At 40.7% G+C, this 20337-nt stretch carries 15 protein-coding genes and 1 tRNA gene; 4 read left to right on the top strand and 12 right to left on the bottom strand.

Annotated features, from left to right (window positions below):
• Positions 1-2 precede the first annotated feature (2 nt).
• The 4 genes from AC07VK_RS21835 to AC07VK_RS21820 all read right to left on the bottom strand — a co-directional run bounded on the left by AC07VK_RS21835 (position 3) and on the right by AC07VK_RS21820 (position 4680).
• Positions 3-3188, bottom strand: a complete 3186-nt coding sequence (locus tag AC07VK_RS21835) for a SusC/RagA family TonB-linked outer membrane protein (protein ID WP_492959818.1) — start codon at positions 3186-3188, stop codon at positions 3-5.
• Between the two features lie 2 nt (positions 3189-3190).
• Complete coding sequence (locus tag AC07VK_RS21830; RefSeq protein WP_492959820.1) at positions 3191-3787, bottom strand: TlpA family protein disulfide reductase; 597 nt, start codon at positions 3785-3787, stop codon at positions 3191-3193.
• A gap of 200 nt (positions 3788-3987) precedes the next feature.
• A complete protein-coding gene (locus AC07VK_RS21825; protein ID WP_492959822.1) occupies positions 3988-4221 on the bottom strand; it encodes a hypothetical protein in 234 nt (77 codons plus the stop codon).
• Positions 4222-4380: 159 nt separating this feature from the next.
• Positions 4381-4680: a hypothetical protein gene (locus tag AC07VK_RS21820; protein WP_492959823.1), complete on the bottom strand. Its 300-nt coding sequence runs from the start codon at positions 4678-4680 to the stop codon at positions 4381-4383.
• An 816-nt stretch (positions 4681-5496) separates the two neighbouring features.
• Between AC07VK_RS21820 and AC07VK_RS21815 the strand changes: the two genes are divergently transcribed.
• Positions 5497-5754 (top strand): helix-turn-helix domain-containing protein, encoded by a 258-nt coding sequence (locus tag AC07VK_RS21815; RefSeq protein WP_215126009.1) that lies wholly within the window; start codon positions 5497-5499, stop codon positions 5752-5754.
• A 375-nt stretch (positions 5755-6129) separates the two neighbouring features.
• Here AC07VK_RS21815 and AC07VK_RS21810 read toward each other — a convergent pair whose 3' ends face one another.
• The 3 genes from AC07VK_RS21810 to AC07VK_RS21800 form a co-directional block, all read right to left on the bottom strand.
• A complete protein-coding gene (locus AC07VK_RS21810) occupies positions 6130-7113 on the bottom strand; it encodes an ISAon1 family transposase (protein ID WP_494939826.1) in 984 nt (327 codons plus the stop codon).
• Positions 7106-7459 (bottom strand): ISAon1 family transposase N-terminal region protein, encoded by a 354-nt coding sequence (locus AC07VK_RS21805; RefSeq protein ID WP_492963648.1) that lies wholly within the window; start codon positions 7457-7459, stop codon positions 7106-7108. Before AC07VK_RS21805 ends, AC07VK_RS21810 begins: the two co-directional genes overlap by 8 nt.
• Positions 7460-7677: 218 nt before the next feature.
• A tRNA-His gene (locus tag AC07VK_RS21800) sits at positions 7678-7751 on the bottom strand.
• Between the two features lie 176 nt (positions 7752-7927).
• Between AC07VK_RS21800 and rnhA the strand changes: the two genes are divergently transcribed.
• Complete coding sequence (rnhA, locus tag AC07VK_RS21795) at positions 7928-8392, top strand: ribonuclease HI (protein ID WP_057934856.1); 465 nt, start codon at positions 7928-7930, stop codon at positions 8390-8392.
• A 6-nt stretch (positions 8393-8398) separates the two neighbouring features.
• Here rnhA and fbp read toward each other — a convergent pair whose 3' ends face one another.
• The 4 genes from fbp to gloA2 form a co-directional block, all read right to left on the bottom strand.
• The gene (gene fbp, locus AC07VK_RS21790) at positions 8399-9478 is read right to left on the bottom strand and encodes a class 1 fructose-bisphosphatase (RefSeq protein ID WP_492963853.1); all 1080 of its coding nucleotides are present in this window, start codon (positions 9476-9478) and stop codon (positions 8399-8401) included.
• Between the two features lie 19 nt (positions 9479-9497).
• Positions 9498-9989 (bottom strand): metallophosphoesterase family protein, encoded by a 492-nt coding sequence (locus AC07VK_RS21785; RefSeq protein ID WP_492954952.1) that lies wholly within the window; start codon positions 9987-9989, stop codon positions 9498-9500.
• A gap of 189 nt (positions 9990-10178) precedes the next feature.
• Positions 10179-10880, bottom strand: coding sequence for a tRNA1(Val) (adenine(37)-N6)-methyltransferase (locus AC07VK_RS21780; RefSeq protein ID WP_492963851.1), 702 nt, complete (start codon positions 10878-10880; stop codon positions 10179-10181).
• Between the two features lies 1 nt (position 10881).
• Positions 10882-11265, bottom strand: coding sequence for an SMU1112c/YaeR family gloxylase I-like metalloprotein (gloA2, locus tag AC07VK_RS21775; protein WP_492963849.1), 384 nt, complete (start codon positions 11263-11265; stop codon positions 10882-10884).
• Between the two features lie 418 nt (positions 11266-11683).
• Here gloA2 and purL point away from each other — a divergent pair, with 418 nt between their 5' ends.
• The gene (gene purL, locus AC07VK_RS21770; protein ID WP_492963855.1) at positions 11684-15403 is read left to right on the top strand and encodes a phosphoribosylformylglycinamidine synthase; all 3720 of its coding nucleotides are present in this window, start codon (positions 11684-11686) and stop codon (positions 15401-15403) included.
• An 832-nt stretch (positions 15404-16235) separates the two neighbouring features.
• On the opposite strand, the gene AC07VK_RS21765 is transcribed toward purL, so the two are convergent.
• The gene (locus tag AC07VK_RS21765; protein WP_492963847.1) at positions 16236-17081 is read right to left on the bottom strand and encodes an energy transducer TonB; all 846 of its coding nucleotides are present in this window, start codon (positions 17079-17081) and stop codon (positions 16236-16238) included.
• A 202-nt stretch (positions 17082-17283) separates the two neighbouring features.
• Between AC07VK_RS21765 and AC07VK_RS21760 the strand changes: the two genes are divergently transcribed.
• Positions 17284-19458, top strand: coding sequence for a glutamine synthetase III family protein (locus tag AC07VK_RS21760; RefSeq protein ID WP_492954948.1), 2175 nt, complete (start codon positions 17284-17286; stop codon positions 19456-19458).
• The last annotated feature ends 879 nt before the right edge of the window (positions 19459-20337 follow it).

Below are 20337 nucleotides of genomic sequence, written 5' to 3'. Positions count from 1 at the left end.
GATTATAAAGTTGATTTAAAACCAAATGCAATACTTTTTGCATCTGGGATCCCGTTAAAGTCCGGATCAATGTGCTCCCTGTTTGCCCGCCAGATGATCCCCAGGTTACTCGCCACCACAAACACCTGCAGTTTTGAAAAGCCTGCTTGCTTTCCACCGTGCAGCTTAACGTCATAGCCTAAGTTCACATACTGGATGCGGATATGGTCCCCTTTGAGCACGTTGACCTCTGATCCCCAGTAAAACTCATCCCTGAGGTCCGAGTTGGGATAAACCAGGCTTGGCACATTGGTCTTAAGTTCATCGCCCGGTTTTTGCCACCGATTTGCATAATCAGCCGTCCCTTGCCTACCTATCATTAGCGAACCGTAATCGAGCGCATTTTTCCTGAAATGATACCCCAGCTTGAAGCTCATCCTCAAACTGAGCGTAAAACTACCATAAGCAAAACTATTGCCCAGCCCGCCTGTAAATATGGGGAGCGCGGTACCATGGTATACCATGTCCTCGAACTTAAGCGAACTGCCCATCAGCACATCATAGTTTTTGCTTATCGCCCCGTTCAATATCCCCTGAGGGTCGCCTGTCGAAGGGTCCAGCCCCGCCCATTTAAACGAAATCATCCCATAAAGCGGATATCCCACAATACCTGTATAGGAAACATTCCCGCTTAGTTTTCCCCTGCCGTTAAAAGTGCTGTTGTAATTCTTAATCACCCTATCCTTATAATAGTTCAGAAAAAAGTCCGACGACCAGCTGAACCTGCCAGTAATATTGCGGCTGCTGAGTTCCAGATCCACCCCATCCCCCGATATCACGCCTGAATTCTTCACCAGTGTAGCCCCCACCCCTGCGGTTAAGTCTATTGGGGTCAGCGCCAAAAGGTCAACAGATTTTTTACGGTAATATTCCATGCTCCCCTTTATCCTGTTCCCACGTAAGGCAAAGTCCAGCCCCGCATTGAACATAAAAACCCGTTCCCACTTTAACTCCGGATTGGCATAATTACTAAACAGCGCGTAAGGACTTTGGGTAAATGCAGAATTGAATCCCGAATAGGTAATCGTGGTCACCGCAGTAGTCCTTGGGTCAGTGTTTCCGCTTGCCCCAAAAGTTGTCCTGAGTTTCAGGAAAGAAACTAGGCCCCCTCCCCAGAATTTCTCTTTGGAAACTTCCCAGGCAAACCCTGAAGAAAATAAGGGGTTCCATTTGTCATTGGTATTGAGGCCATACAGATTGGATGCATCCCGCCTCCCGCTCAATGAAAGCGTATAACGATCATCAAAGGTATAGGCCAGGTTGGCAAACATCGAAACATAACGGTTCAGCGTTCTTCCCATAGCGTCCCTGTTGGGTACATTTTCGGTATTTCCGGTAACAAAGGTTTTAATGGGGTTCAGATAATCTACAACTGAAGTGGTTAAAATGGATTCATTCAGCCCATATATCCGCCCTGTGCTGGTCTGAACCCCAGTACTCCTGATCTCCCCACCGATAATACCCGAGAGCGAATGCCTGCCCATCACTTTATTGATATCTGCCTGCACCCTTGCATTATGCGCTGCCAGCAAAGCATAATCCTGGTCCCGTATACTGCCCAGTGGGATATTCCGCTTTAACGCCCCGGAGGCATCAATGGAAGAAAACACATTCACCAGGTTACGTACATAATAACTTTGCGGGTTATTAATAGTTGTTATCTGCCCATCCTGCTGCTCAAATTGGTAGGTACCTGCCAGCTTTAACCATCCGGTCAGCTGATAGGCTGCTCTTAAAGATGCTAGAACATCATTCACCTTATTTACCGAGCTGAAATACTTATAATCTTCCAGCGGATAATAGGACCAGTCTAAAAACTTCCCGTTGCCAGCGGTATTAATATAGCCCGTCCTATAATCCCTGATTACTGCAAGTGCCTTACCCTGCCCGTCAGCCAACTGGGTATAGGGCGGAAGGATGCCTGTGGCGGAGCTGATCTGCGAGGGGTCAGTTTTACCATTTTTACTGTTGGAAAGGGTCAGCATCAGGTTTCCGGTCAAGGTTAACTTGGTACCAAGCTTAAAGTTCTGCTCTGCCTTTACATTGTAACGGCTAAAGGGCGCAGCAAGCGAGCTGACATTATGGTCATACCCTACAGAAAGCAGCCAGTTCCTTTTCTCCATGCCCGCCCCCAGCTGCAAATTGTATTGCTGCGCAGTAGCATTTTCAAAAACATAACGATTAAGCTGCTCACGCAAATCATACCCCCTCAGCGCGTCAATCCGTGAACGCGCATCCGCGTCACTGATCAACTTGTCGCGCGCGGCAATCCGCAGTTCAACCACCTCAGACAGCGGCGGGTGCGAATTGTCCGTTTCAAAGCTGCTGTAATAGCCTTTGTCAAAAAGATAATTTTCCAGATCTATAAAATCACCGACACTAATCCTTCTCTGGTAATACTGGTCAGGCTTTCCGGTCACTTTTAGATTGCCCGAAAAAGATACCCTAAGTTTATCATTAAACCTGGCCTTTTTGGTATTGATCACAATCACCCCATTCCCTGCCCTTGCTCCCCATATCGATGCCGCAGCCGCATCACGTAAAACGGTTATGCTTTCAACATCATTGGGATTGATGTTACCCAGATCCCCCTCATAAGGAAAGTTATCCAGCACAATGAGCGGACTGCGCGGTCCCTGCAGCGTACCGATCCCGCGAATAATAATCCCGTAGCCTTCACCGCCGTTACTCTTACGGTCTATGCTCAGGCTACTGGTTACCCCTTCCAGCCTTGAAACAATATCGGTACCCACCTGCTCATTCAGCAGCTTACCCGATAACTTCAGAAACGATCCTGTGGCCCGCTCTTTGGGCAAGGTCTGGTAACCTGTACTCACTTCCACTGTTCCCAGCTCCTGGTCCTTTCCGGTAAGCACTACCGAAAACAAACCTGCAAAAGGTACAACCACCAAGGTATCCAGCCTTCTTAAGTTCATCGCCGAAAACGACAATTTAACCCTACCTGCCTTTAGTCCCAAGGCAAACGAACCATCATCTCCGGTCAACACCTGGCTACCAGCCCCGGCTTTTACCACTACCCCTGCAATCCCTTTCCCTGTTCCATCCACCACCACTCCTTTCAAAGCATCCTGCGCCCTCACCCCTGAAATAGACAGGAGCAAAACAAAAACTAAAATAATCCTGCCCATAACTAATCCTTTGGCTCCCTAAACCGCTTTAGTTTACTCACCTTCTGCACATGCTTACGGTTACGCTCCACCATCATCACCACGTTTTCTTCTGTCAAAAAATCACTTGAAGTAATCCCTTCTATCTCCCCACCGATTATCCAGACATAATGCGGGATAGACCGGTGCGGAAAAGCCTTCAAAAACAGTTCATCCTCCACCACAAAAGGCAGACCCACCCCAGCCAAAGCCCCATCCGGCCCAACCTTTGCAATAAGCGACGCGGCCGTATCACCCGTCCCCAATGAATTCACCAGTAAAATTTTAAGATCATCAGGATACTTTTCCTGCATTTTCTCCAGCAAGGCAAATTTTTTCAGGCAGGAGCCACACCAGCTTGCCCAGAAATCAATAATAATCAGCTTATTAAAATCCCCGGAAAGCGAGGTAGCCGACAGTTGCCTGCCTGTAAGCACCTTACTCTCTAAAGTAAAAAGCGCACGCGGCAGCTTAGCCCCGACATAAAGGGGTGCGATAGAATCCACTTGCTTGCCTTGAGCCCATAGCCCAGTACACATACTGCAAAGCAGCAATAAAACACAATAAATATTTTTTTTCATGGTTAGTTTAGTTAACAGGTACATCAGTGATCACATCAGCTATCCAGGTTTCCCAAAGCCGAAAACCACCACAAAACATTATTATCCTCGGCATCCCCTCACAAAAAAATGGGCATAGCAGTAGCAGAAAGCATAATTTAAGCTTCATTTTGATTGATTTAAAACGTAAAAAAATTAGAAATTGAACTGCAAAGGAGCGCCTATGCCCTTACTCCTTCAATCTTCCCCTGCTCCATCAGCGTCCGCACAGCCGTGACCAAATCGATCAGGCCATCGAAAACATCACCAACTTCCTGCTCACTGATATTAAGATCCAGAAACCCCTTGTTATCGTTCAAGGCATAACCCTGGAACGACTCCAACAGCGTCAGCTTTATTTTATCGACACTATAGTGTTCATAAAATGATTCCAGCACCTGTTGAGCTGTTTTCAAAGAAAGATTTCTAGAATTATAATCAGACAAGGTCATGAATTGATGGCTAGAGAAATTGTTAATTGATTAAAAGCAAGAGCAAAGTTTGACTACTTTACAGTAACATTTGGCAACCGGATTTCAGCAGTGACCGAAAAAACATCAGCTTCCAAGATAGCCCTATTCTGGACCTTTAATAATATTTTTGATTGGATTTTGGAGCGAAGGGGAAATAAAATCAATGTCAGAATTTATAACCAAGATCACATTGCCATCAATACAACAGAAACAGGTAAAATCATGCGGTCCCGACCTATCCACGATTGAATTCCGAGACACCTGCCCGGCCATAGCCATCTTTTCAATAGCAAGCTCCTGCCGGCCAACACCCGCAGACCAAATGTTCCATACCTCCAATTGACAATACAAAAAAGCCCAACAAAGAAAAGAAAGCGGCAGATAAATATTATTGTTCTTCATATGCAGGGTTAAAAATTCTAAACTAAAGATTGATCAAAGGCAGTCGCCCAAAGTACCTAATTGTGGAAGAGCCTAAATGGCAGAAAAACTCCCACCCTGGCCTAAAAATCCAGACGTACAAATCCCATTACGGTAAAACCATTTATTTTTTCAAACACAAAAAAAATCGAGGAAGGATGGGCAAAAAACGCCCCAACAAACCAGGGCCCAAGCTCCAAGCAAACGAAAAATGAGGCAGGCCATCATTATTAAGAACCTATTTTATTTTCGACCATAAAGGCCAACCTGCCTCATCCAAAAAAAACTACTCAGGATTCTTTGGCTTCAAGGCATAAAGCCGATCAAACGGACAAGTTAATAGAGACTGGTATAAAAATACTTGAAAATGACGAACAATTAAAATAACATATTGGAACATACTCACCTCAGTAAGTACCACCCATTTAATCCAACTTATTTTTTGTCTGCTCATAATCGTATGTTATGAGTCTTGGCGGAGAGAGGAAAAAGTGGGCTTCCCAAACCATAACCTCATAATGTTTCTCACGCCTTACGTTGAAATGGAATTACAGCAGAAGCCCACTCTTATTTTGGAAAGCTAAAGATAGCAATTCCACTATAAGAAATGGGATAAAATCTGCTGTCCTGCTCCAACGGCGTGAGATTTGAGGTTGCAAGACTCTTAATTTTACCTTACTGGTTTTATTTTTTTATTACGTAAATGTAAATAAAAAAAAGCTTAATGTCAAGTAATTGCATGACGATTTTAAATAAAATATAAAAGACATTGCCAATTATATTTTTATTAGCAATAAAATGATTAGTGAGAAAGAAAAAATCATTCTGAAAAGATTCGGTCAGCATTTAAAATCTTTAAAAGAGAAACAGGAACTTTCTTATCGCGAATTTTACAAGAGAAGCGGGGTTAATACCGGAGATATTATTAAATATGAAAATGGAGAAACCAGTCCAAGTTTTATTACATTATTGAGATTGGCAATAGGTTTAAAAATCCATCCAACAGAACTTCTGGATTTTAATTTCGGAATCGACTTTAGCGCTGGGCTGGAATAACATAAGCTGTTATGTTTAAGTGGCAAATCTGAAGATCATAAGTAACTAAAGAAAGAAGCGACAAATAATGAAATGCTGATCATTATATCACCTAAAGCACATTTAAAAAACCTTTACCACAAAATAGGATAGTTTGTGTCCCCATCCCCATTCTTTTTTCATCACTATCCATCACATAGACCAAAAATTTTTGTGGTTAATTATGTATTTCAGTCGTAATTTTTAAGGTCATTTTTCTCAAAAAGATCAAGAAGTATTATTTGATTTCATTAATGTCCGATAAAGGTATACGATGGAGACTGATATCGAACAATTTAGTCAACGAAATCGCCGACCATATCTAGGATCAAGCGGAAAAGTTGGGGGAGTTAAACTCTAGGCATATATTTTCGATAATCTAAATAAGAAAAACTTAATATCCCTTACACCTCTCGATGTTGCCCTAAAGGCTTTGATCTTTGCATTGAAAGATTCTGCAGAAGCATTTGTAGCCCTGTTAATAAAGAAGTTAAGGATATATAGGTAATGCGATTGAATTGATCTGGCAACAGTCCTGAAGGAATCAATTCCGCATACTTCGACTTCATTATACCAGATTGCCAATCTTTTAAAGGCCTGTTCCTTACTTTTGCAGGCTCTGAATATATCTCCCAATTTTTGGGCAATATTATATGCATTCTTTAATTTGGGATACCTTTCGAAAAGTAGCTCTGCTCTAAGTTCTTGAGTCCGTGTCCATTTCGAGGGATGTTTAAATAAAAGATACCTGCTCCGCGCCAGCAACTGCTTTAACGTATCTCCATTAGCCAACACTTCTGGATGGTAAGTAGTTTTGTTCTTTTTTGCAATTGCAATACCCTCATTTTCTGCATCGATAGCCTCCCAACGATACTTTATCCTAACTTCCTGAACTGCATCATAAGCCAATTTCTGAACATGGAAACGATCAATTACCCGATGCGCGTTTACAAAACATCGTTTTATGGCCAATTGCATATTAGCAGCCATATCCATGGTTACTTCCTGTACCCGTTTTCTCAGTCTTTCCGGAATCTTTTTCAGTACAGATATAATGTTTTCGGCAACTGTACCCTTGATCATGGCTACAATAGCACCCTTTCTACCTTTGGCTTCTTTATTGGTTACAATAGTATAAAGCTCTCCATTGGATAAAACTGTTTCATCAATACTTAGCCTGGGGCTCACATTCTTTACGAAAAGCATCCAATCATCCGCATGCGCTTTCAGGTTCCAACTACTATAATCACTGATATGCTCTTTATATTGCTCCTGGAGCTGTTTGCCATCTATTTGGAAATAATGCCCTAAATGATAGCAGCTAATGAGATGGTTATCCAAATATTCCTTTTAAAAAAAGACCGAATTCCGTAGTCATTCGAGTCCCTTTTCTTACCAAATCCCAATCCCTGCTGATGATATCCCCAGTCTTCTTTACAGTCCACCTGCGTCTCTTGATGCGTAAGGAAACTTTTTGTCCACGGATAGGAAAATCCTGAATACTGGCTTCCGGAAGAAAGCCCTTTGATTCAAGCTCAGCTATCTGATAACCCGAGGGAGCTATATTCTTTTCTTCAAGATAGATATGAAGCTCTTTTGACTCTTTTTCGACTTTCAGTATTTCGAAATAATCCTGAATACCTTCTGGTAATAAAAAACTGATAAGGGTTTGTTCGGCTTGATTCAAGGGGACACGTAGTTCTTATAAAATACAAAAGAAAGAAATTATTCCATTCCCCCCAACTTTTCCGCTTGATCCGACACGTAGTTCTTATAAAATACAAAAGAAAGAAATTATTCCATTCCCCCCAACTTTTCCGCTTGATCCCATATCTATCTGAAAAACAAAGAATGAAGAGCAAAAAAAGGGACAAAAATCTTTTGAAAAGATTTTGTCCCTTTACGGGTGGCTGATGGGGCTCGAACCCACGACCCTCGGCACCACAAACCAATACTCTAACCAACTGAGCTACAGCCACCGTATTTTTTGATGTCACAAAAGTACGACTTTTAATATTCCGTGCAAATATTTTTTTCAAAGTTTTTACAACTAATTTTTAATTCCTTAACATTCAATTATTTGAAATTGAAAAAAAAATTCAAAAGCAGATAAAACAAGCTATTTTGAACCTAAAAACATAACTTTACGGCGTTTATGATCGAAATTTATACAGACGGAGCAGCTAGCGGAAACCCAGGGCCAGGTGGTTGGGGAACAATTTTAAGGGCAGGACAACACTATAAAGAATTAAGTGGCGGCTTTAGAATGACCACGAATAACCGCATGGAACTATTGGCTGTAATAAAAGGACTAGAAGCGTTAAAAAGCCTAAATCAACAGGTAACCGTTTACTCCGATTCGAAATATGTGGTAGATGCTGTGGAGAAGAAGTGGGTTTTCGGCTGGGTAACCAAAAATTTCAAGGATAAGAAAAACAAAGACCTGTGGTTGAGGTTTTTGGAATTATATAAACTCCACAAAGTGAAATTTATCTGGATTAAAGGCCACAACGATCATCCGGAGAATGAACGTTGCGACCGTTTAGCTGTTTTTGCCTCGCAAGACAAGCAAAACCTCGCTATAGATACTTTTTTTGAAGCAGAGCGAAGTAAGATTTAGCCAATCTTAATCAATTCCGCCAATTACATTTAAATTTTCTAGTTTCGTTTCTACATTGGTGTCAATCGAGATTGATTTTGCGGTATACAACAACATCATTTCTTCAGCCTTTTCTACCATATGTTTTGATCCGATAAAAATCGGAACTCTTTGATGTAATTCTGTAGGTTCAATTTCGAGTATACGTTCAAAACCTGTACTGGCTTTGCCCCCAGCCTGCTCAATAATAAAAGACATCGGGTTACATTCGTACAATAATCTTAATTTCCCATTAGGTGAGCGCGAAGTGGTTGGGTAAATGTAAATCCCACCTTTAATTAAATTCCGGTGGATGTCGCCAACCATCGAACCAATATAACGCGAAGTGTATGGACGTTTGGTCGCCTCATCCTCTACCTGGCAGTATTTGATATATTTCTTAACACCATCAGGAAAGTGAACATAATTACCTTCGTTTACCGAATACATATAACCTGTTTCGGGTATTTTCATCTGAGGGTGTGAAAGACAGAACTCACCAATTGATGGGTCTAATGTAAAACCATTAACGCCCTTCCCTGTGGTATAAACCAACATGGTAGATGAACCATAAATAATGTAACCGGCAGCTACCTGTTCTGTACCTTTTTGCAATACATCCGTTATACTCGCTTTGCCATCAACCGATTTTCTGCGATAAATAGAAAAAATTGTCCCGACAGCAACATTTACATCCGTATTGGATGAACCATCTAAAGGATCGATACAAACAATATATTTGGCATTTTGAGAAACCGGCGATTCGATATGGATAATTTCATCTTCTTCTTCGGTAGCTACAATACAGCATTCGCCACCACTGGTTAGCGCAGCAATAAACTGCTCATCAGCATAAACATCAAGTTTTTTTTGTTCCTCGCCTTGAATATTCATGGTTCCCATATCACCCAAAATATCAACTAAACCCGCTTTATTAATTTCGCGGTTTACAATTTTTGCAGCAATGCCAATATCCCTCAATAACCTCGAAAGTTCGCCTTTAGCATATGGAAAATCTGCTTGTTTTTCTATAATAAATTGTCCTAGTGTTTTAACGCCACAAACCATACTTAGTGTACATTTTACATTATCTACCCGATAACTCTATAACCTCTAAGGTATGAATATTTTCATCAGTTATGCAAAAACGGATGAGGGTTCTCACTTTATGCCAACCGTGTTTTCCCGCTGCACCTGGGTTTATATGCAAACATTTTATTTTTTCATCGAACATTACTTTTAAAATATGCGAGTGCCCTGTAATAAATAATTTCGGAGGCTTAGTGTATATTTCAGGCTTAACATAAGATGAGTATCTTCCTGGATATCCACCAATATGCGTCATCCAAACATCAACTCTTTCGCAGCTAAATCGATTTTGCTCCGGAAACTCTGCTCTAATCGCACTATCGTCTATATTTCCGAACACCCCGCGCAAAGGTTTAAACGCTGCCAGAGGTTCGGCAACATTAGGCCCAAAATCGCCGGCATGCCAAATCTCATCCACTCCATCGAAGTGTTTAAAAACCGCATCATCTAAAAAACCATGGGTATCAGAAATTAATCCTATTTTTTTCATTATGTAAACTTAATTGCGCCTCCTAATTTACAGGATTAGCAAAATCTTTCAACCATTTTTTGCTAAAACAAATCCTCAAAAGATTGACAAATCTTTAAAAAATGGTGGTTAAATATGATAAAAAAGCACCATAATGATTATACAATGTTACCATTGCACCTATCCCTCCGTCCATCCTAAAACCCTAAGCTAGAATGCCAGGAAAAAATCCTTCAGCAATTCCTTATAAGCTGCTGTATGCTGTTTAAAAGATTCATAAATATTAAAGTCTCTTTCTCTTAAAACTGTTTCACCCTTTTTCAAACAGATCATCTGCCTAAAGGTTGGTTTGCTTTCATCAGAATGAATATGGATCCGCTCTGCAAGAGATAAATTATAATATGCAGCAATACCAATAACTTCATCGGCTTGTTTTACCGGAAGGATTAACCAAATCAAACCTTCATCTGTCAATAACCCACTCGATTTTTTAATGAGCATGCTAAAAAAGTCTTCATCTGCATGCCGGGCTATTCCTTTCCTAAATTCTTCACTTTTTAAATCATTTACAAAAAAGGGCGGATTAGAAACAATCAGATCGAATTGCCGAGCATACTCATATTGTTCAATTGAGGTGTGGCTGATGGTTAACCGCTCACTGAAAACTGAAAATTGAAAATTTTTCTCAGCGGTTTCAGCAGCTTGCTGGTCGATTTCTACAGCATGTATGGTCGCTTCAGGAAATCGCTGCGCTAACATCAATGCAATTACACCGGTTCCTGTCCCGATATCCAATATAGCTGTAGGCGAAGGATGCTTAACTGTTGCACCAAGCAATACGCCATCAGTGTTAATCCTCATGGCGCAACCTGTCTGGTCGACTTCAAACTGTTTAAACTTGAAAATGCTCATCCTAAATTTCGTACAACTCTAAAGGCAAACCATCGGGATCGGCAAAAAAAGTAAAGCGCTTATCGGTAAACTCATCAATACGGATAGGCTCGGTAATAATACCATGGTCATTTAAACGCGAAATCTCTTTTTCAATGTCATCAACTTCAAAAGCCAGGTGGCGCAAGCCCTGCGCTTCTGGTCGCGATGGTCTTGCAGGAGGGTTCTCGAAAGAAAACAACTCGATCTGATATACACCGTTTACTGCAAGATCCAATTTATACGACTTTCTTTCCGCCCGGTAAACCTCTGCCAAAACGGTAAAACCTAATTTATCTACATAAAAATCTTTCGATTTTTCGTAATCTGAACAGATAATGGCAATGTGGTGTATTTTATTGAACATAAATTTGAATTTTTAAAGTTTTTGCTTTGCATTTCGCTACAATTAATGCCGTTTGTAAATCACCGATCAGTAAGCACTTTATTTTCGCAAGTATTTCCGCCCAACTAGGCCACTCCACTGTATCTTCGTTCCGGGTAAATCCGGCCTAACAAATTTTTCGGATTCCATTGCCCTAGCCAACCCACCGACTTTGAAAGAAAAATTTTCAGCCGGTGTTTTTTGTTTCTTTTTGACACCAAAAAGAAAGAGCCCATCGGCGGCGGCGAGCCGAGGCAGGTATAAGCGTTGGGCAAAAAGGATCAACTACATATTAACTTATACAGTTAATTAAAACGCATAATGATGGCAAATCGCGCTACATTAACGTCAAAAGTAATAAAAGCGCAATTATATTGTACACTACAATGAGCTTTTTAAAATTTTAACGCTATTTTTGCAACTTCAAAAAAAAAGCATGATTCATTTCTTCCTTAGTCAATCGCAGGCGATTTTTGTTTTACAAACAGACAAAACGCTTTCTACCACTGATATTACTAAACTCGAATGGTTATTTGGCGGCGCCAAAATCTCGCAAGAAACAGCTTTAACAGGCTTTTTCGTTGGACCAAGAGCAGCAATGATTACTCCATGGAGTACCAACGCAGTAGAGATTACCCAGAACATGGACATGCAGGGAATCATCAGGATTGAAGAATTTAAGCAGGTTGATGAAAATTTTGCTGATTACGACCCGATGCTTTCTCAAAAATACGACAAGCTCGATCAGGAGGTATATACCATCAACATTAAACCTGAGCCGATTTTAGAAATCACCGATATTGCTGCTTACAACAAACAAGAAGGACTTTCATTAAGTGATGAAGAAGTTGAGTATTTAAATACATTAGCGCAAAAATTAGAAAGACCGTTAACCGATTCTGAAGTTTTTGGTTTCTCTCAGGTGAATTCGGAACACTGCCGCCATAAAATTTTCAATGGCAAATTTGTAATCGATGGCGTAGAACAACCTACTTCTTTGTTTAAATTGATCCGGAAAACGTCAGAAGAAAACCCTAACGATATTGTTTCAGCCTATAAAGATAACGTAGCTTTTATCAAAGGCCCAAAAGTGCAGCAATTTGCCCCTAAACGTGCCGATGAACCTGATTATTATACCACAAGCGATTTCGAATCGGTAATCTCCTTAAAAGCAGAAACCCATAATTTCCCTACTACTGTTGAACCTTTTAACGGTGCAGCAACAGGTTCGGGAGGTGAAATCAGAGACCGTTTAGCAGGCGGACAAGGTTCGTTGCCTTTAGCAGGAACTGCCGTTTACATGACCGCGCTTTCGCGTTTAGAAGATAACCGCCCATGGGAAAAAGGTGTTAAAGAAAGAGCATGGTTATACCAAACCCCGATGGATATCCTGATCAAAGCATCAAATGGTGCTACAGATTTTGGAAATAAATTCGGTCAACCGCTTATTACGGGTTCAGTTTTAACTTTCGAACACGACGAACACATCGACAAGCTCAGTGTGACACCCAGAAAACTAGGTTTCGACAAAGTAATTATGCTTGCGGGTGGTATCGGTTACGGTAAAGCCAGCCAGGCGCAAAAACTTAAACCACAGGAGGGCGATAACATCGTTATTCTGGGTGGAGAAAATTATAGGATCGGAATGGGCGGTGCAGCTGTTTCATCTGCAGATACCGGTCAGCACGGAAGCGGAATTGAATTAAACGCCATCCAGCGGTCAAATCCCGAAATGCAAAAACGTGCTGCAAATGCGGTGCGTGGCATGGTAGAAAGCGATCACAATTCGATTATCTCTATCCATGATCACGGTGCAGGTGGTCACTTAAACTGTTTATCAGAACTGGTTGAAGAAACAGGTGGTTTAATAGACCTCGATAAATTGCCAGTGGGCGACCCTACCCTTTCCGCCAAAGAAATTATCGGTAACGAATCGCAGGAAAGAATGGGTTTGGTAATCGGCAACGAGCATATCGAAACCTTACAAAAAATAGCCGACCGCGAACGCTCACCTATGTATACCGTAGGTAAAGTAACAGGCGATCACCGTTTTACCTTTAAATCTGCAACAACAGGTTTAAAACCGATGGATTTTGAATTGGCCGCCATGTTTGGCAGTTCACCAAAAATCGTAATGGACGATCAAACCATCGATCGTAAATACGAAGCTGTAACCTATAACAACAACGAATTAAACACCTATTTAGAACAGGTGCTTCAATTAGAAGCGGTGGCTGCTAAAGATTGGTTAACCAATAAAGTAGACCGTTGCGTGGGTGGCCGCGTAGCCAAACAACAATGCGCAGGTCCGTTACAGTTACCATTGAACAACTGTGGTGTAATGGCTTTAGATTTTCAGGGGAAAGAAGGTATTGCCACTTCAGTTGGCCATGCACCACTTTCAGCCTTGATCGATCCTGCAGCAGGTAGCCGCAATGCCATTGCAGAATCACTTTCGAATATTGTTTGGGCACCGCTAAAAGATGGCTTAAAAAGTGTTTCACTTTCTGCCAACTGGATGTGGGCCTGTAAAAACGAGGGAGAAGATGCCCGTTTATATGCAGCAGTAAAAGCTTGTTCTGATTTTGCCATCGATTTAGGAATCAATATCCCAACCGGAAAAGATTCGCTATCGATGAAACAGAAATACAAAGATGGTGATGTAATTGCACCGGGCACGGTAATTATTTCTGCCGGGGCAAATTGCGACGATATTACTAAAGTGGTTGAGCCGGTACTTCAAAAAAACGGCGGATCAATTTATTACATCAACCTTTCTAACGATACCTATAAATTAGGCGGTTCGTCTTTTGCACAGATTTTAAACAAAATCGGTACAGAAACACCTGATGTTAAAGGTGCTGATCAATTTAAAACGGCTTTCAACACATTACAACAATTAATCAAAGCTGACCAAATCCAGGCAGGTCACGATATTGGTAGTGGTGGTTTAATCACAACCCTATTGGAAATGTGCTTTGCCGACCGCAATTTAGGTGCTTCGATCGATTTGTCTTCACTAGCAGAAGCGGATAGCATTAAAGTATTATTTGCAGAAAACATTGGTATCGTGTTCCAGGCTGATGCTGCTGTTGAAGATATCTTTGCAAAAGCTGGCGTTGCTTTCCACAAAATTGGTGAGGTTACCCAATCGGCTAAATTGGAAGTTAAAAATGCTGCTGATCGCTTCAGCTTTGATATCGACCATTTACGTGATGTTTGGTTTAAAACCTCATACTTATTAGATAGTAAACAAACCGGAAACGGATTGGCAAAAGAACGTTACGACAATTATAAAAATCATGTATTAAATTACACTTTCCCATTACAGTTTGACGGAAAGAAACCTGTAATCGATCCAACTAAACCACGACCAAAAGCAGCCATTATCCGCGAAAAAGGCAGTAACTCTGAGCGCGAACTGGCCAATGCCATGTATTTGGCAGGTTTTGATGTAAAAGATGTACACATGACCGATTTAATTACCGGAAGAGAAACTTTAGAAGACATCCAGTTTATCGGTGCAGTTGGTGGTTTCTCTAATTCTGATGTTTTAGGATCGGCCAAAGGTTGGGCAGGTGCATTTTTATACAACGAAAAAGCAAGGGTAGCATTAGAGAAATTCTTTGCCCGCCCTGATACTTTATCCGTTGGGGTTTGTAATGGTTGCCAGTTATTTGTAGAGCTGGGCTTAATTAACAAAGACCACGAAGAAAAACCTAAAATGCTCCACAACAAAAGTGGCAAGCACGAAAGTATTTTCACTTCGTTAACCTTACAAGAAAACAATTCGGTCATGTTATCTACCCTGGCCGGAAGCACTTTAGGCGTTTGGGTATCGCATGGCGAAGGAAGATTCTCATTGCCATACGCAGAAGATCAATATAAAATCGTAGCCAAATATGCTTACGAAACCTATCCGGCGAGCCCGAATGGATCAGATTACAACACCGCAATGTTATGTGATGAAACTGGCCGTCACCTGGTTATGATGCCGCACATTGAGCGTTCATTGTTCCAATGGCACTGGGCAAATTATCCGCAAGGCCGTAAAGACGAGGTTTCGCCTTGGATGGAAGCCTTCGTAAATGCACGCAAGTGGATTGAAAATAAAGGATAAGAAACTAGTACAAGATGTAAAATGGATGATGGAATTAAAACCGTCATCCATTTTTTATTTACAAGCATTCGTCATTTCGAGCGGCCCCGATAGCTATCGGGTGCAACGCAGTCGAGAGATCTGTGGAGATAGATTTCTCCATTTCGCTACCGATGAAACCTGTGAAACAAGCAAGCATACCATGATAAATAATAACAGATGCTTAAACCGGCAAGCTTCAGGCGAAATGACGGTTTAATTTTATTCTTCTAAATAATTTTTATCATGAAACGAGCGTTCCGCCTTTCATAGCTGCTGTACACCCGCCATCGCTTATAGTCCTCGTTCCGCTGCGCTTCACTGTGGGCTAACCGCTCTGTCGGGTTTATTGAACAAAAGCCTGCCCTTCAGCATAAGACTTGTTTCTGTCCCAGGTTAAACCTTTAATAACACCACCTGCCTTGCCCACCTAAACCCGACCGAAGTGGAAAACCCGCAGTCTGAGGACGAGGGCGAGGATTTGAAACAAAGGGCGGGACTATAATGAGAAAAAGGTGCTGTTCTTGCTTTCCAAAAAGTCAACAATAAATATTACCCGTAGAAGCGGTTTTATGGACATATTTCCGCTCCGCTATTAAAAACGGGGACAGGCTAACAGTCCACTAACACAAAAAAACGGCCCGGGCACCGCCCAAACCGTTTCAATTTACCCAACCTCACATTTTTCTATAAGAGCATTAATAAAAAAATTATTCAGGCATTTTCACCGAGGTGTCATCCTGAGCGTTGTCGTCATGCTGAACTTGTTTCAGCATCTATCATGCAGCTTAGAAAGCATCCCTCATTATCAGTTTTACATCATCTGAAAATTAATCGCCATATTATACCTTACACGAACCGGAACCCCTTTATTTTTTCCCGGTTTCCATAACGGCGATTTTTTAATTACTTTAATGGCTTCTTCATCACATCCAAAACCAATCCCTTTAACTACAGTTACATCGGTAATCGAACCATCTTTCTCTACTACAAAGCTTACAAATACTTTTCCTCCGGCACCTTCCTCCTGTGCTCTTGATGGATACCTTAAGTTACGTTCCATATATTTAGACCAGGCTTTGGCACCTCCGGTAAATTCAGGGTATTCATCTACTCCACCAATAGTTAAAACAGCATTCGGATCACCGTTTTCTGCGCCATCTTTAGCGATACCTGTGCCATTACCATTGCCTTTATTATCTGGGATTACCAAATTAGGGGCTTCAACTCCATCCTGTGTCTTATCACTGATCACTGCATTCTGTATTTCTTTAATCGTTGGCGGATCAACAATATCTACCTTATTAACCACTACAATATTATTAGACAAAGCAACCGTTTTAACCTTTATCGGATCAGCTTTTGCAGGCTCAACCTTTTTCTCTGGTTCAGGAGTCTTTGGCTTCATCTGGTGGATAATTTTGTCCAATTTTACTTCCGTTGGTGGTGTTTCTACAACAATTTCTTTCGGGAATAGCTTTGAATAAATTAAGGGAGAGAAACACAAGAGTACAAAAAGGCTTCCGGATACGAAAAGTGCTCTTGTCATAATCGATGAAGATTTAGACCTTAATTCATAAGCACCATAGTTTTTGTTGCGGTTTGCAAATACAAGATCGAGCCACTCGGTTTTGTATACGTTAATTGAAGAGTTGAGCATAGCTTTTATTTTTATAGCATGATGCAGCAAAATCTTCAATTCCATAAAACAATCGAAAAATCTATTTTCTTTACAAAAAATGAAATTTTTCATCTGAAAAACATTTTTTTATTTCATTTTCAATAAAATTGATATAAATAATACGATTCTTTTACGAAAATTAATAAAATATACTATTTTTGACAAAAAACATAACAAATTAATGAAAAGCTTAAGAACCATCGCATTAAAAGAGGCTCAAAACAGAATTTCACCAGAAGTTAAATCTCCTGCGGCGAAAATTTCTGATTTTTACGGCTCGAATGTATTTGATAAGAAAAAAATGAGAGATTTCTTATCTAAGGACGTGTATGAAAAATTAATTTCATCTATCAACCAAGGTGAATTGATCAATTCTGACGATGCTAACCAAATTGCTACAGCTATGAAAGCTTGGGCAATGAGCGCTGGCGCAACGCACTACACGCACTGGTTCCAGCCATTAACTGGTACAACTGCCGAAAAACATGATTCATTTTTTGAGCCAAGTGGCGATGGTGCTATCGAGAAATTTGCAGGTAGTGCTTTAGTTCAACAAGAGCCAGATGCTTCTAGTTTCCCTAACGGTGGTATCCGTAATACTTTCGAAGCTCGTGGTTATACTGCTTGGGATCCTTCTTCTCCAGCTTTCATCATGGAAAGCAAAGCAGGTAAAACACTATGTATCCCTACAGTATTCGTATCATATACCGGTGAAGCCTTGGATTATAAAGCACCTTTATTAAAAGCATTAGCTGCGCTTGATAAAGCTGCTGTTGATGTTTGCCAATATTTCGATAAAAGCATTACTAAAGTAAATGCTTCTTTAGGTATCGAACAAGAATATTTCCTGGTTGATGAGTCATTGTTCAATGCTCGTCCAGATTTATTATTAACAGGCCGTGCTTTATTCGGGCACATGTCTGCTAAAGGCCAGCAATTAGAAGATCATTATTTCGGTTCTATCCCTGAGCGTGTATTCAGCTACATGGTAGATTTCGAAAATGAGGCCTTAAAATTAGGTATTCCTTTAAAAACCCGTCACAATGAGGTTGCACCATCTCAGTTTGAGTGCGCACCGATTTATGAAGAAATCAACCTGGCTATCGATCACAATCAATTATTGATGGATTTGATGGAAAAAGTTGCCCGTCGTCACCATTTCCGTGTATTATTACACGAAAAACCATACGCCGGTATCAACGGATCAGGTAAACACAACAACTGGTCGTTAATTACTGATACCGGTAAAAACTTATTGGCACCAGGTAAAACACCTAAAAACAACTTAATGTTCCTTGCTTTCTTTGTAAACACAATTAAAGCCGTTAGCGAGCATGCCGATTTATTACGTGCAAGTATTGCATCAGTAAGCAACGATCACCGTTTAGGTGCTAACGAAGCGCCACCTGCAATTATCTCTATCTTCTTAGGTTCTCAGTTGAACGATGTATTAGATGAGATTGAGCACTCACGTATCAGCAAAAAAATCAAAGAAGACAATGCACTTTGGTTAGGTATCCCTAAAATCCCTCAGATTTTATTAGATAATACCGACCGTAACCGTACTTCTCCTTTCGCATTTACAGGTAACAAATTTGAGCTTAGAGCTGTTGGATCTTCAGCAAACTCTTCTGCACCAATGACGATCTTAAACGCGATTATGGCTGAGCAATTGGTTAAATTTAAAGTTGAAGTTGATAAATTGATCAAAAAAGGTGATAAAAAAGACATCGCTTTATTAACCGTGATCAAAAAATACATCAAAGAATCTAAAAACATCCGTTTCGAAGGCAATGGTTATAGCCAGGAGTGGGAAGATGAAGCTGCAGCACGCGGTTTATCTAACATCAAAACTACACCAAAAGCTTTAGATGCTTATTTAACTGAAAAATCTGCTGAGTTATTTGCAACAACAGGTATTTATAGCACACGTGAGATCCATGCCCGTCATGAAATCATGTTAGAAAACTTCTATAAAAAACTGCAGATCGAGGCACGTGTAATGGGCGAAGTGGCTAACACGGCCATTATCCCAGCTGCAATTGCTTACCAAAACGCTTTAATCGAAAACGTACAAGGATTAAAAGCAATTGGTGTAGACAGCAAAGTTTCTATCGATATCGTTAAAAAATTATCAGAGCATTTAGAAATTGTTAAAACCAATATCGATGCGATGTTAGAAGAACGTAAATTAACCAACAAAATCGAAGATACCCGCGAAAAAGCGATTGCTTACGATGAGAAAGTTAAATCTTACTTCGATATTATCCGTTACCATGCCGATAAATTAGAGCAGATTGTTGACGATAGCGTTTGGCCTTTACCAAAATTCAGAGAATTATTATTCATGAAATAGATTTTAAGCTGTAAGGTTTAAAGTGTAGGGCGTAAGGTTTAACTTTACGCCCTTTTTTGTTGGTTCATTGGCCATTAGTCATTGGTTCATTAGTCATTGCTTTCCTTTAAAAGTAAACTGTCAATGAAAACTGGTTAATCGATTAATTATCAAAATTGGTTGCTGTTATCCTCACCGCAACGTCTTCCTGAACTTGGTTCAGGATCTAATCGAAAAGTGGATTACGTTGACAAAGACATTTTTTTTTGGAAAGCAATACCAGTGCCTGCCGGTTAATCCGGTCCTGCTTTCCTTCCTGCTGTAAAATTTTCTTCAACTTTTAAATCCCTCGTTTACAGCATCCATGCAATCAGGTTTATTTCTGATAGGCCTGTGCAAAGAAAAAAAAACTACAAAGAACCTTCCTAATCCCAATTCTATGGTCCTGAAATAAAGTCCTACTATGTGTACACCTCTTTTTTAGGAATAGTTTTGGGCATCATGCTAACTGGCTTTGAAAATCCACAAGCTTTACCGAAGGACGCCGTCAATCCCAAGGGCCGGAGAAATCAAAAAAACAGGTGCAAAATAGTATAAATGGCATTACCAAACCTTAAACGCAGTGGTTTTGTGTTTATAGACATAATTCAAAGTTTTTTCATGAATTGAACACAAAACGAAGTGCCGCTGTTTTTTTGATGTGTGCAGGATTGTGTAAAAGGCCCATTGCTGGATTGACAAAGCATTTTTACATACTTTTGATGCCTCAAAAGTTTGATGCCCTGCGGCATAGGAGCAAAAAAAATTAAATATCTGCGTCCACAGGGCAGGAAATAAAGTCGGGAGAGGAAAAGCGGGGCTGCAAGCCGCCATGAAAAACCAACCTTCACTTTCAAAAAA

This window comes from Pedobacter sp. GW821-FHT01D05, from assembly GCF_059422505.1.
The sequence above is the reverse complement of the archived record's forward strand: the minus strand, read 5'-3'. Positions and strand labels throughout refer to the sequence as shown.